Raw genomic sequence first — 12116 nt, 5'->3', positions numbered from 1 at the left:
CCACCCGCAGCAAGGAGCCCGTATGACCCTCGCCCGCGCCGACCGCCCGCAGCGGTCACCGGCCGCGTCCAGGGCGACCGCGACCGCCACCGCCGACGCCCGCGACGCCCGGAGGCGCCGCCTGCGTGGCCGGCTCACCACCTGGGCCTTCGTCGCGCCGCTCGTCCTCTACCTGGCGGCCTTCTACCTCTACCCGCTCTACCGCAACGTCGACCTGAGCCTGCACCACTACACGGTGCGCTCCTTCGTTGACGGCGACGCGCCCTTCTCCGGCCTCGACAACTTCCGGCAGGTGCTGGGCGACCCGACGTTCTGGCCGGCGCTGCGCAACACGATGGTGTTCACCCTCGTCTCGATCGCGCTGCAGTACGGCGCCGGATTGGCCCTCGCAGTGTTCTTCAACCGCCGTTTCCGGCTCTCCGGACTGCTGCGGGCGCTGTTCCTGATCCCGTGGCTGCTGCCGCTGATCGTCTCCTCGTCGACCTGGGCGTGGCTGCTCAACAGCGAGTCGGGCCTGGTGAACTTCGGCCTGCACCTGGTCGGCGTCGCCCCGGTCGACTGGCTGACATCGCCGGCCTGGGCGCTGAACTCCGTCATCCTCGCCAACATCTGGATCGGCATCCCGTTCAACCTGGTGATCCTCCACTCCGGCCTGCAGAACATCCCCGCCGACCTCTACGAGGCGGCCTCGCTCGACGGCGCGAACGCCTGGCAGCAGTTCCGCCGGATCACCTTCCCGCTGCTGCGCCCGGTCTCGGCGATCGTGCTGCTGCTGGGCTTCGTCTACACGCTCAAGGTCTTCGACCTGATCTGGATCATGACCAAGGGCGGGCCCGGCGACTCCTCGACCACACTCGCCACCTGGTCCTACCGCCTCGGCTTCGGCTCGCTGCTGCCGCAGTTCGGCCCCGGGGCAGCCGTCGGCAACATCCTCATCCTGATCGCCCTGGTCTTCGGGCTGCTCTACATCCGCGTCCAGAGGAGGCAGGAAGCGTGATCACGCCCGTGCGCCGCAGCAGGGGAACCACGGCGATCGGCCTGGTGCTGACCGCGCTGATGCTCTTCCCCGTCTACTGGATGCTCAACGTGTCGCTGACCCCGCAGCAGGACATGCGCAAGAGCCCGCCGGACCTGTTCCCACTGCACCCCACCTTCTCCGGCTACCAGGCCGTCCTGCGCGACCAACTGCCGTACCTGCTCACCAGTCTGCTCATCGGCCTCGGCACCGTCGCCCTCACTCTGCTGATCTCCGCCCCCGCCGGCTACGCGCTCGCCAGGCTGCGCCCGCGCGGTGGGGGAGCGGTTTCGATCGCGTTGCTCGTCGCGCAGATGGTCCCCGGCATCGTCATGGCCATGGGCTTCTACGGGATCTTCGTGGACCTGGGCCTGATGAACACCTGGTGGGGCCTGATCGTGGCCGACTCCACCATCGCCGTCCCGTTCGGCGTGATGATCTTCGTCGCCTTCATGTCGGGCGTTCCCGACGAACTCACCGCTGCCGCCAAGATGGACGGCGCGGGCGCCTTCCGCACTTTCTGGTCCGTGGTCCTGCCGGTCAGCCGCAACGCGGTGGTGACCGTCTCCCTCTTCGCCTTCCTGTGGGCGTGGTCCGACTTCGTCTTCGCCAACACCCTCGACAGCGGCGGCGACTGGCGTCCGATCACGCTCGGCATCTACCGCTACATCGGCAACAACAACCAGGAGTGGAACGCCATCATGGCCACCGCCGTGGTGGCCTCCCTGCCGGCGGCGCTGCTGCTCGTCCTCGCGCAGCGCTACGTCGCCGCCGGCGTCACCGCGGGCGCTGTCAAGGACTGAGCCCGCTCGCCCCGTACGCCCTCACACGCACCGCTCTGCTGTCCCACCCACCTCCCACCCCTGTCAGGAGAGCAACGTGAACACCACCCCAGGCAACCGGGCGGGGCGGCGAGCCGCCGCCCTGCTCGCCGCCTTCACCCTGGCCGCCGTGGCGCCGCCGCTCGCCGCCGCCCCGGCCCAGGCCGCGCCCACTGCCTCGACCACCCTGGTCGTCAACGCCAACCAGACCCTGCGCGCCGTCACCCACGTCGCCTCGGGCAGCCTCTACGGGCTGGACACCGCGACCGTTCCCGCGGACGGCCTCGTCGAGGCGCTCAAGCCCAACACCTTCGTCCAGATGGCGCCCGGCGGCTCGCAGCTGCCCAACGGCGAGAGCGCGCCCGGCGGCGACGCCCTCGTCGTCGCCCCCGAGGCGGCGAGGGCCGGCGCCAAGGTCGTCGTCCGGATGCCTGACTGGTACCCGAACTTCCCCTACAAGTGGATCAGCTGGAGCAACTGGCTCACCGCCGTCGACACCCAGATCGCCTCCGTGAAGTCCTCCGGCGCGACGAACATCGCCGCCTACGAGCTGTGGAACGAGCCGGACTGGACCTGGGACACCACCAACGCGGGCGCCTTCGACACCGGTTGGGCCCGCACCTACCAGGAGGTGCGGTCGAAGGACGCCACCACGCCGATCCAGGGCCCCAGCTACTCCAACTGGAACCAGAGCCGGATGAGCACCTTCCTCACCGACGCCAAGAACAGCGGCACCTTGCCCGACGTCGTCAGCTGGCACGAACTCGGGGGCGAGCAGAACATCGCCGCCGACGTCGCCGCCTACCGCGCGCTGGAGTCGGGCCTGGGCATCAGCCCGCGCCCGATCGCGATCGAGGAGTACGGGACGACCAGCGAGGTCGGCGTGCCGGGCGCGATGGTCGGCTACATCGCCAAGTTCGAGCGGGCGGGTGTGCACGACGCCGAGATGGCGTTCTGGAACCACTACGGCACCCTCGGCGACACCCTCACCGACACCGGCGCCGCACCCAACGGCGCCTACTGGCTCTACAAGTGGTACGGCGACATGACCGGCAGCATGGTCGCCACCACGCCCCCGGCCCAGACCGGCATCGACGGCGCCGCGTCCGTCAACGGCGCGCGCAACCAGGTCAGCGTCGTCTTCGGCGGCGGCAGCGGTGCCACGGCCGTGACCGTCAACGGGCTGAACACGCTCGCGGCCTTCGGGGGCACCGTGAACGTGAAGCTGGAGTACACCCCCTCCCTCGGGCGCACGGCGGCGGTCTCCGGGCCGATCACGATCTCGCAGACCAGCTACGGCGTGTCCAACGGCTCCATCACCGTCCCGGTCGCCATGAACCCGGCCTACGGCTACCACCTCGTGGTCACCCCGAGCGGATCGACGACCTCGCTGGCCGGGCGCTACCAGATCACCGACCTCAACAGCGGCCTGGCCCTCGACACCCAGGGTGCGGGCACCGCCCAGGGCACCGCGGTCGTCCAGGCCACGTCGAGCAGCGGCACGACCCAGAACTGGACGCTGGTCGCGGCGGGCAACGGCCTCTACAAGATCGTCAACCAGGCGAGCGGCCTGCTCCTCGGGATCAACGGCATGAGCACCAGCGACGGAGGCACCGCGCTGATCTGGGGCGACAACGGCACCGGCGACCACCTGTGGCAACTCATCCCGGACGGCAGCGGCCACTACAAGATCGCCAACTACAACAGCGGCCTGCTCCTCGGCGTCACCAACATGAGCACCAGCTCCGGCGCCCAGGTCCTCCAATGGGACGACAACGGCACCGCCGACCACCTCTGGACCCTCACCGCCCGCTGAGGCCACTCATGGGCCTTGGTTGCCGGGTGGCACAAGCGCAGCGCAGGCTGGAAGTACCGACAGGCTCGGGCCACCGGGCCGGGAGGCGAGGTCCAGCATGAGCAGACTCGAAGAGCAGATCACCATCGACGCCCCCGCACGCGAGGTATGGGACCAGTTGCACCGTGTCGAGGACTACCCGTTGTTCATGGACGGGGTTCGGCGCTCCTTCCCCAGGGACGGCGAGGGTGCACACCTCGACGTCACGATCCACGGCGCCCAGAGGGGTATGGACACCTTGCTCTCCGACCGCAGCAGCGGCCAGGAGATCGACTGGCAGACCGAGGGCGCTCCCGACCTGAACGGCACCCTGTCGGTACGCCCCGTGGATGCTGCCCACAGCCAGGTACAGGTGCGGATGGAGTACGAGCCGGAGGCCATCCACCACACCTTCGGCGGCCCGAAGGGCATGGCTCAGGTCCACAGGATCGAGAACACGGTCCGTGCTGACCTGGGGAAGCTCAAGGCGCTGGTCGAGGGGCCACGCTAGGGCTGCCGAGCGCACTTCACGGCGCTGCAGGCCGAAGAGCACCCTCGGCCTGCAGCGCCGATCCGGGAACAGCCGCAGACACCGAAGACGACGTCACGCTGTCCGGTATCGGTGTTCTGGGCGGCCCGTGGAGCCGTAGCGGAGCTCCAGGCGGGCGGCTCCCTGCTGCACCAGGTAGGTGAGGTAGCGCTGGGCGGTGGCCCGGGAGACGCCGGTGGCTTCGGCGATGTCCGCCGCGGACGCGTCGTGGTCGGTTTTGCCGAGGGCCGCGCGAACCAGAGCCAAGGTCGGCGAGGAGAGGCCCTTGGGCAGGACGAGTGGGAGGCCGGTTGGGTGGACGGCGCTGAAGAGGGCGTCCACGCCGGCCTGGTCGGTGTCGGCTTCTGGGCCGGCGGCCGCGATACGCCGCCTCAGTGACTTGTAGGCGTTCAGGCGCTCCGCGAGTTCGCGGAAGCCGAACGGCTTGACCAGGTAGCCGACCGCGCCGAGCTTCATCGCGGCCCGGACAGATGCGACGTCCCGGGCCGCGGTGATCACGATTGCGTCGGGGCGGGCCCACCCGGCCTCCTCGGTCAGTCGGCGTAGGACGTCGAGGCCGTTGCCATCGGGCAGGTAGAGGTCGAGCAGGATCAGATCGGGGTGGAGTTCATGTACCGCCGCCAAGGCCTGTGCCGTGGAGGAGGCCTGACGTAGCACCTCGAATCCGTCGACCCGTGAGACATAGGCGGCATGGATGCCGCACACGCGGAAGTCGTCGTCGACGACGAGTGTTCCTATCACCAGCGTTCACCGCCCCGGATCGACTCGGCATCGCTGACCGGCGGGAACGGCGGGGCAGTGGAGCTGACCGTGCCCAAGGGGGCCGGGTCTGTGTCCGGTAGGGGGAGCGTGACGGTGAAGACCGCCCCCGGTCCGGTGCTGAAGTCGATGGTCCCGCCGTGACGCTGGACCAGCCTGTGGACCAGGGCCAGACCGAGCCCGCGGCGGGCGGTGCCACGGTCGGGGCGGGTGGACCAGCCGTCCTCGAAGATGTGCTTGACCGCCTCGGGCGGGACGCCGGGGCCGGTGTCGCCGACCTGCACTCGTACCTGGTCCGTCTCTTCGGTGACGAGGAGACGTACCTCGGCGCCGCCGGCGGGCGCCGGGTCGGCGGAGGCGGCTGCGTCGATCGCGTTGTCCAGCAGATTGCCCACGATGGTGAGCAGCCGACGCAGATGGGGCGGCTGTTCGCTGAGCCGCGACTCCTCGGCGAGGACAAGGCGGACGCCGCGCTCGCCGGCGACCGTGGCCTTGGCCACGATGAGCCCCGCCATGAGCGCGTGGCCGATCCGTGCCCGCACCGACTCCGCCAACGCGGGTTCCGCGCCGGCGGCATCCAGCGCGTAGTCGAAGGCCGAGTCGTACTCGCCCAGTTCCAGCAGTCCGGCGAGCGTGTGCATGCGGTTGCTGAACTCGTGCTGCTGGGCGCGGAGCGCGTCGGTCAGGCCGCGCATCGAGTCGAGTTCGCGCATCATGCCGACCAGTTCAGTCCGGTCGCGGACGGTGACCACCCAACCGAGTTCGCGCCCGTGCAGCGCGACGGGCATCCGGTTGACGACGAGACAGTGTTCGTCGGTCAGGACGGTGAGGTCGTTTCCAGTGATCGTCCCGGTGAGGACACGGCGCAGCCGGCCGTCAGGAAGCACGTCGGCGAGGCGCGCGCCGCGCACCTCCTGATCAGTCAGTCCGAGCAGTCGCTCCGCCTCTTTGTTGATCACCGAGATGCGCTCCCGTGGGTCGAAGGCGATCACACCTTCACGGATGCCGTGCAGCATGGCCTCTCGGTCCTGCAGGAGGCCGGCTATCTCCTCCAGTTCCAGACCGAAGGTGATCCTTTTGAGCCTGCGGGCCAGCAGCACCGAGGTGGCCAGGCCGGCGGCCAGGGCCAGGCCGGCGTAGAGGCCGAGGGTCGGCAGCTCGCGCCAGACCTCGCTGGTGACCTGGGTCTCCGGGATGCCCGCCGAAACCTCGCCGACCAGCCTCCCGCTGGGCCCGTACAAGGGCGCCTTGCCGTTGGCCGACCGGCCGGTCGACCCGGTGTCGATTCCCGCGTGGGTCCGCCCGTCGAGGACGGCCAGCGGCTCGGCGACCTGTTGGCCGACGAGGGTGGGGTCGGGGTGCGAGTGGCGTACTCGGTTCAGATCGATGACCACCACGTAGGAGGCTCCCGAGGCTGCCCTGACCCGCTCTGCGACGGTCTGTACGACGCCACCCGGCACGGCGGGAGCGCCCTGCTCCATCGCCTGCCGGATCTGCGGCTCGGCGGCAGCGGTGCTCGCGATGCCGACGGCGCGCTCTTCGAAGGCGCGGTCGAGTTCCGCGCGCTGGGCCAGGCCCAGCAAGGTGAAGCCGATTGCCCCCGTCACGATCAGGATCGCGAGCTGGGCCGCGAGAATCCGCCCTGAGAGCCGGCGTCTGCGCGGGTGCCTGACCCTCTCGGCACCGCTCTGGACCCTCCCTCGCTCCCTGCTCACTCCCAGCACGTCGCCGCTCCGCCCAGGCCTTGCCGCAGATGGCCGGCCTCGTTGTGATTATCGCTGGTGAGGACCGGTTTGCCCAGCTTCGGGGGCTCATGAGCAGAAAAAGCAAAACCTCAGGAATGCAGGAAAAGGGAGAAATGTCATCAAGAATTCCATTCCTGCGGTTTGCCGATCTACCCTCGGCGTATCTCCCTCCAGAAAGGTCAAGGAGATGCGTCAGATCCAGATCAAGCGATCCTCGTCGGGCCGACCATCCACGCCTGAGCCGGACCTGCGGACACCGTCCGGGAAGACGCTGCCGTACTGATGTCCACCAACCGTCCCCTCTGCCCCACGCCGACCAGGTCGACTGCGACCAGCATCCCCGCGCCGCGCCGGGCGGTAGCCACGGCCCGGTCACTGGCGTCCGAGGCGAGCAGCCTGCGCCGCTTCACCGCTGCTCGGCTGAGCGGTTGGCATCTGTCCGAGCACGAACACGACGCCGCCGTTCTCATCACGGGGGAACTACTCGCCAACGCAGTGCAGCACGGTCGCTCCAGGATGAGGCTCTCTCTTGATCTTTATCCCCGGCTGCTGTGCATCTCGGTCGTCGACTACGGATCCCGCCGCGCTCGGCAGGACGGGTGCCAGGACCTGGGATGCCCCGGCAACCCACGATCGACCGATCCTGACGAGCACGGCCGAGGCCTCGCGATCGTCGAGGCCCTCGCCGAGTGGGTCTGTTTCGTGCTGGGTGAGAGTGACTGCCATGTGCGGGCTGCGGTCAGGCTCAGCACGTGGGCCTTCCCAGGCCGCGTAACGGTCGACGGAGGAGGTGCGTGATGACGGATACCGCCGCCCTGGCCGAGGTCCGCCGCCTGTACGGGCTGCTGCGGCAAGCCGAGGACGAGATCGCCCTGCTGCGCCAGGACAATGCGCAACTTCGCATCCAACTCTCCGGTCGCCCGGTGCGCCCCGGACCTGCCGACCGCGAGCCGACGCCGTGGTGGCGCGACCGCCGACCACGTCCCCCGCAGGCCGCCCAGCCTGAAATCCGCCCGCTGCCCGGCTCAGGCGGCGGAAGCCGGACTGGGTCCGGAGAATTCTCCGTCGTCCTCGGTGGTGGAATCGAAAGTGGCGGGTGAATCGAAGGCGGACCGGGCGCCTTCGGTCACCGTCATCACGCGCGGGCCCTCGTCGAGTTGGACCGACGCGGCTGTTCACCCGGCCCGTTCCGCGGCTCTGCTGCACGCGAAGTGAATCAGCCCTTCGCCACGCTCCACACCGTCAAAACGGCCAGCAGTACACCGAAGGCCATGAACGCGATCCCGCCCCGACGGTATGCGGCCATGGTCTGACGCGACCAGCCACGCCAGAAGCGGTTGTGCGCCTCGATCGTCTTGGTCGACAGGCCGCGAAAGTCCACGAACATCGCATAGCCCATCGCGATCAGCATCAGTGAGGTCGCGCCCAGGACCAGGCCTTCCAGCATTCGCCCCCCTCGGTCCAGCCATGGGGCCGTGCCGCCCGCAGTGGAGGCAGGCGGGCTGGGCCGACCGCACCAGTCCCCTTCAGGGAAATGGTGAAGCCCCATCATGTCCCACAACCAGCCGCTTGCGGGCTGGCGCCGATCACCAGAGCATCGAGGCCCCCCTGAAGTTCCCCGTCAGCGGGGCCGCCACCTTCTAGGCTGCTTCCTGCTGCGCAACAGGAACCTTCCCACGCCGGCGTCCGGTACCTTCCAAGACGAGATGGTCCCACTCCGGATCCGGGCGCCCCGGCACTGTCTGACCGGACGCAGCTCACGCCGCCCCGAGCTCACTGAACAGCGGCGTCCGTCCAACCCTGCCGCGCCGGGTGAGGGCGTCGGCGCCGGATCCTGAGTGGTCACATCCCTTTCAACGATCCGGACATCGGCCGCGACGAGCGATCCATCGGACGGGCGAGCGTGCGCAGGCTGCTCCCACACCTCGGGCCTGCCGCCGATCCATTCGACCATCGCCTCCGAGTGAAGGTCGAGCTCGTCCACCGGCCCTGCGGCAGAACTCCGCGACGTCCCGAGGCCTTGCGCCTTCCCGACGGTCTCGCCGAGGAGGTCCACGCGCCGGTATGGCGGGTCGGAGTCGACAACATGGTGCACAACGAAGTGCGCGTGATGATGCGCGCCGGAGGGCGACGGCTCGGCCATCCCTCCAAGCTGCCCAGCCTGCCGCAGGCGGCATCTGAGGCGAAGGCAGCGGCGACAGCGGGTGACCCACCCGATTGGACGCGACAACGCGCCGCCTCCTGGCAGCGCTGCTGAGCTGAGCGCGCACCCGATCGAGAGAAAGGCCCGTCATGGCAATTCTGATGGAGATCGACTTCCCCGGCGTGACCGCAGAGCAGTACGACCAGGCGGACAAGCGGGCGGGGACGCGCGCCGCCCAGGCCCCGGATGGGCTGCTGTTCCACAGCGCCATCGTGACCGGCGCGGGCCTGCACGTGGTCGACCTGTGGGAGTCGCGCGAGAAGCTCGACGCGTTCATGGGGCGGATGATGCCGGTCACGAAAGAGCTCGGCTTCGCCGACCCGAAAGCCCCGCCCGAGGTGACCGAGGTACACCACCACTTCGAGCGGCGGTAACAACACAGCGAGGCCCCCGACGTGAGTCGGGGGCCTCGGTGCGTCAGCAGGCGCTCCCCTCCGCAGGGACCCGCGGACGTCCCACCCCGGGCGCGCAGCGGCACGAAGAACCCCCGAGGCGGGCAGCTCCGGTCAGCTGCAGCGGCGCCACTCGCTGCTGTTCCGGATCGCGTTCCACCACGGCTCGGCCGGCCGCGGTTCGGCGCGCAGTTCGGCTGCCTGCTCGCGCGCCGCGTCGTGACACGGACAGTCGCAGCCGTGCGGGGGCGAGTCGAGGGTGACGACGACACCGACCGGACACGCCGGGCCGCTCGTGCAGCTTGACGTGCCGTTGCAGCTGCCGAAGAAGGATTCGGCCGGCGCCGTCCACGTTCGCTGCCCCGGCTCGGGCCACTCGAAGCGTGGCACCGGCGGATACGGCGCGTGGATCTTGAAGTAGGGACTCACCGGTCACACCCCCGCCGCGCATGGAAGCCGGTGGGCGCGGTCGACGGTCGCATCGACGGCCTGGTGCAGCCGGCGCAGCGGACGTTCGTCCAGAACGGGGCGGAGCTCGTCTCGACCTCGTTCAGCAGCTCCCCGCGGACGGGGAAGCCGCCGCAGCCGGTGCAGCGCCCGGTGGCCTGCTCGACGACGGTCACCACTCCCGCCGCCACTTCGGGTGTGCGTCGTGGAGCTGGTCGACGAGAGCAAAGCCCTCAGGCAGAAGGTGCCCGCGCTCAGCGGCACAGCGCAGACGCACCCACAGGGCACGATCGACGGCGACGTCAGGATCAGCAGCGGGGCGGGCTGGTGGAGCGCCCGCAGCAGGGGAGGATGCGGCCACGCAATCCACGGTGCTGCCTGCACTGACACCGTCTCAATTTTGTTGCACGGTGTTGCACAGCAATCACAGCTCCTGCAACGCCGCCCGGATCCGCGCGGATGCCGCCTCGCCGTAATAGAGAGCCATCCGGCCGAGCTCGACGAAGGCCCGCTCGTACAAGGCGACATCCGCCGGCGCCGTCACCGAGATCACCGCCGTGAGCGTCTCCAACTGCACAAGCTCCCGGTCGTAGATCCGGAACGACTCCGGGCACCACATCGCCGGCCGCTCCGCGCTGAAGGGCACCACACCGAACGCCACGGCTGGCAGCCGCTGCAGGTCGAGGAGATGCTCCAGCTGGCCGCGCAGCAGCGCCGTGCTGCCGAACCTCTGGCGTAGCAGGTGCTCGTCGACCAGGACCACGAAGCGGTGCCCGTTGGCGTGCAGCAGGGCGGACCGCTCGACGCGCTTCGTCGCCGCAGCCTCAAGGTCGCCCGGCTCGTTGCCGTGGAAGCGAGCGAACGCGCGCAGCATCGCAAGGGCGTACTCGTAGGTCTGGAACGGGCCCGGAATCGCCACCGAGCTGTAGGACCGCTGGAGCTTCGCGCGCTGGTCGATGCCGAGCTGCAGCTCCTGCGCGTGAAGCAGGCCAGGCCGGTGGCGACGGCGCCACTCGACGTAGAGCTCATCGGCCTGCTGCGCCATCGCAACCAGGTCCGCCGCTTCGCCCTGCTGGTCGCAGGCCTGGCACCACGCGGCGATATCGGCCGCCGAGGGCGGCGTGATGGCGTTCTCGATCCGGGACACCTTCGCCGGAGAGACACCCATCCGCTCGGCCAGGACGCGGACGGTCAGATCAGCACCTGACCGAATCTCGTGCAGGCGCGCGGCTACTCGCTCGCGCGCCTGCTGAGCTGACGAAGACGGGGATCGGACCATGTCGAGCTAGCGGATCTCGTACTCCTCGTGCGGGACACCCCGCCCCCAGACGCCCTCGAAGGCGTCGAGGCAAAGCTTGATGACCTCGGGCTCATCCCGGTACTGCGCCTCCTGGGGGACGCCGTCGCCGGAGAACTGGCCGAAGCGGACCAAGGTGTCGTCGAACACCCAGAAATCGGAACCAGGCAGCGCCAGGTCGACCGAGGCCGTCGCTGCCGTCCTCGATTCCTGAGTTCAGCGACGGGCGTCACGGCCACCCGACGACCAGGCGACGCCCGACCGGTGCTGCTGCTCCGAGACCGTTCTCGCATCGAGCCCTGGCGAACGAGTCGTCCCAGGCGGGATCGGGTGACGTTGACCGAGGGCTCGTCGGTGGGCAGCCCGAGGAGTTCGTGGAGGTCGCGAACCCGGAAGACCTGCCCGGGAGGCTCGTTGAAGGCGTTCACGATGCGCTGGTAGGCGGTGGCGGTCTTCGCAGGCGCCGGTTCGTGTTCGGGCGGGGTGAGGCCGTCGATGACCTTGCGGGTCGCTGGTGAGCTCGGCCGGGCGGGCCACGAACAGGCCACACCAGATCACCTGGAGCGGACTTGACGCCCTCTCAGATACCAAGCGGCGCACAGATCGCGTAGACCGTGCCCACGATGCTGGTCGCGGTGAAACCGTGAGCGTTGGTGGTTCCCACGCGTCCCGTCCAACCGTCGAGGTTCGGGAACGCCGGGGCGGAAGTCCCGACGTAGGTGGTGAAGGGGGCCGTCTCGACGCCGCCTCCGGTGACCTGCTCGCCTTGCCGGCAACGCGCGGTCGCTGCAGCGGAGTAGCTGCCTTTGTCCACGTGGATGGGCGCGGTGACGAGATGGGAGAAGCCCAGTGCCTGGGCGCTCGCGTGGGCCGGGGTCGGCAGGAGGAGGGCACCGAGGCCGGCAGCGAGCAGGGCGGGGCGAAAGACACGCATGGGTGTTTCCTCCGGGCTTCAGGGACACAGCGATGAGCTGCGTCATCCGTTCCCGAAACGGCGCCCCCATCAGGGGGTGGGCTGGGAATTCACCCCCGGGGAGCAACCGGTGACGCCCA

15 protein-coding genes are annotated in these 12116 nt (G+C 69.5%); 7 read left to right on the top strand and 8 right to left on the bottom strand.

Annotated features, from left to right (window positions below; all coding sequences use genetic code 11):
• Positions 1 to 22: 22 nt before the first annotated feature.
• From DN069_RS06565 to DN069_RS06550, 4 genes are all read left to right on the top strand, one after another.
• On the top strand, positions 23 to 997 hold the full coding sequence (locus tag DN069_RS06565; RefSeq protein WP_111499880.1) for a carbohydrate ABC transporter permease: 975 nt from the start codon (positions 23 to 25) through the stop codon (positions 995 to 997).
• 59 nt (positions 998 to 1056) lie between these two features.
• Positions 1057 to 1818 (top strand): carbohydrate ABC transporter permease, encoded by a 762-nt coding sequence (locus DN069_RS06560; RefSeq protein WP_111499916.1) that lies wholly within the window; start codon positions 1057 to 1059, stop codon positions 1816 to 1818.
• Between the two features lie 76 nt (positions 1819 to 1894).
• A complete protein-coding gene (locus DN069_RS06555) occupies positions 1895 to 3652 on the top strand; it encodes an RICIN domain-containing protein (RefSeq protein ID WP_111499879.1) in 1758 nt (585 codons plus the stop codon).
• A 97-nt stretch (positions 3653 to 3749) separates the two neighbouring features.
• The gene (locus DN069_RS06550) at positions 3750 to 4181 is read left to right on the top strand and encodes an SRPBCC family protein (RefSeq protein ID WP_111499878.1); all 432 of its coding nucleotides are present in this window, start codon (positions 3750 to 3752) and stop codon (positions 4179 to 4181) included.
• A gap of 93 nt (positions 4182 to 4274) precedes the next feature.
• On the opposite strand, the gene DN069_RS06545 is transcribed toward DN069_RS06550, so the two are convergent.
• Both DN069_RS06545 and DN069_RS06540 read right to left on the bottom strand, forming a co-directional pair.
• A complete protein-coding gene (locus DN069_RS06545; RefSeq protein WP_111499877.1) occupies positions 4275 to 4961 on the bottom strand; it encodes a response regulator in 687 nt (228 codons plus the stop codon).
• Positions 4958 to 6586 carry an ATP-binding protein gene (locus DN069_RS06540; RefSeq protein ID WP_243638957.1) on the bottom strand — a complete coding sequence of 543 codons (1629 nt, stop codon included), beginning with the start codon at positions 6584 to 6586 and terminating at the stop codon, positions 4958 to 4960. The genes DN069_RS06545 and DN069_RS06540 overlap by 4 nt, the downstream gene beginning before the upstream one ends.
• Positions 6587 to 7006: 420 nt before the next feature.
• Here DN069_RS06540 and DN069_RS42795 point away from each other — a divergent pair, with 420 nt between their 5' ends.
• The gene (locus tag DN069_RS42795) at positions 7007 to 7522 is read left to right on the top strand and encodes an ATP-binding protein (protein ID WP_111499875.1); all 516 of its coding nucleotides are present in this window, start codon (positions 7007 to 7009) and stop codon (positions 7520 to 7522) included.
• Positions 7522 to 7824: a hypothetical protein gene (locus DN069_RS39330; RefSeq protein ID WP_133259836.1), complete on the top strand. Its 303-nt coding sequence runs from the start codon at positions 7522 to 7524 to the stop codon at positions 7822 to 7824. Before DN069_RS42795 ends, DN069_RS39330 begins: the two co-directional genes overlap by 1 nt.
• A gap of 116 nt (positions 7825 to 7940) precedes the next feature.
• Here the strand turns inward: DN069_RS39330 and DN069_RS06530 are convergent, their stop codons facing one another.
• Entirely contained in the window at positions 7941 to 8171 is a 231-nt protein-coding gene (locus DN069_RS06530) for a hypothetical protein (RefSeq protein ID WP_111499874.1), read from the bottom strand.
• An 845-nt stretch (positions 8172 to 9016) separates the two neighbouring features.
• Here DN069_RS06530 and DN069_RS06525 point away from each other — a divergent pair.
• The gene (locus DN069_RS06525; protein ID WP_111499873.1) at positions 9017 to 9301 is read left to right on the top strand and encodes a hypothetical protein; all 285 of its coding nucleotides are present in this window, start codon (positions 9017 to 9019) and stop codon (positions 9299 to 9301) included.
• Between the two features lie 132 nt (positions 9302 to 9433).
• On the opposite strand, the gene DN069_RS06520 is transcribed toward DN069_RS06525, so the two are convergent.
• The 5 genes from DN069_RS06520 to DN069_RS06500 all read right to left on the bottom strand — a co-directional run bounded on the left by DN069_RS06520 (position 9434) and on the right by DN069_RS06500 (position 11997).
• The gene (locus DN069_RS06520; RefSeq protein WP_111499872.1) at positions 9434 to 9748 is read right to left on the bottom strand and encodes a hypothetical protein; all 315 of its coding nucleotides are present in this window, start codon (positions 9746 to 9748) and stop codon (positions 9434 to 9436) included.
• Entirely contained in the window at positions 9745 to 9942 is a 198-nt protein-coding gene (locus tag DN069_RS06515) for a hypothetical protein (protein WP_133259835.1), read from the bottom strand. Before DN069_RS06515 ends, DN069_RS06520 begins: the two co-directional genes overlap by 4 nt.
• A gap of 248 nt (positions 9943 to 10190) precedes the next feature.
• Entirely contained in the window at positions 10191 to 11045 is an 855-nt protein-coding gene (locus tag DN069_RS06510) for a helix-turn-helix domain-containing protein (protein WP_111499870.1), read from the bottom strand.
• 6 nt (positions 11046 to 11051) lie between these two features.
• On the bottom strand, positions 11052 to 11240 hold the full coding sequence (locus DN069_RS39865; protein WP_341538449.1) for a DUF6879 family protein: 189 nt from the start codon (positions 11238 to 11240) through the stop codon (positions 11052 to 11054).
• Between the two features lie 403 nt (positions 11241 to 11643).
• Positions 11644 to 11997, bottom strand: a complete 354-nt coding sequence (locus DN069_RS06500; RefSeq protein ID WP_111499869.1) for a hypothetical protein — start codon at positions 11995 to 11997, stop codon at positions 11644 to 11646.
• Positions 11998 to 12116 lie beyond the last annotated feature (119 nt).

This window comes from Streptacidiphilus pinicola (assembly GCF_003258295.1).
Taxonomy (GTDB): domain Bacteria; phylum Actinomycetota; class Actinomycetes; order Streptomycetales; family Streptomycetaceae; genus Streptacidiphilus; species Streptacidiphilus pinicola.
Note: the sequence above shows the minus strand (reverse complement) of the source record. Positions and strands in the feature narration are given on the sequence as shown.

Coding starts and splice junctions, on each gene's coding strand:
- DN069_RS06565 (WP_111499880.1), top strand. CDS start 23: ATGACCCTCGCCCGCGCCGACCGCCCGCAGCGGTCACCGGCCGCGTCC.
- DN069_RS06560 (WP_111499916.1), top strand. CDS start 1,057: ATGCTCTTCCCCGTCTACTGGATGCTCAACGTGTCGCTGACCCCGCAG.
- DN069_RS06550 (WP_111499878.1), top strand. CDS start 3,750: ATGAGCAGACTCGAAGAGCAGATCACCATCGACGCCCCCGCACGCGAG.
- DN069_RS42795 (WP_111499875.1), top strand. CDS start 7,007: ATGTCCACCAACCGTCCCCTCTGCCCCACGCCGACCAGGTCGACTGCG.
- DN069_RS39330 (WP_133259836.1), top strand. CDS start 7,522: ATGACGGATACCGCCGCCCTGGCCGAGGTCCGCCGCCTGTACGGGCTG.
- DN069_RS06530 (WP_111499874.1), bottom strand. CDS start 8,171: ATGCTGGAAGGCCTGGTCCTGGGCGCGACCTCACTGATGCTGATCGCG.
- DN069_RS06525 (WP_111499873.1), top strand. CDS start 9,017: ATGGCAATTCTGATGGAGATCGACTTCCCCGGCGTGACCGCAGAGCAG.
- DN069_RS06510 (WP_111499870.1), bottom strand. CDS start 11,045: ATGGTCCGATCCCCGTCTTCGTCAGCTCAGCAGGCGCGCGAGCGAGTA.
- DN069_RS06500 (WP_111499869.1), bottom strand. CDS start 11,997: ATGCGTGTCTTTCGCCCCGCCCTGCTCGCTGCCGGCCTCGGTGCCCTC.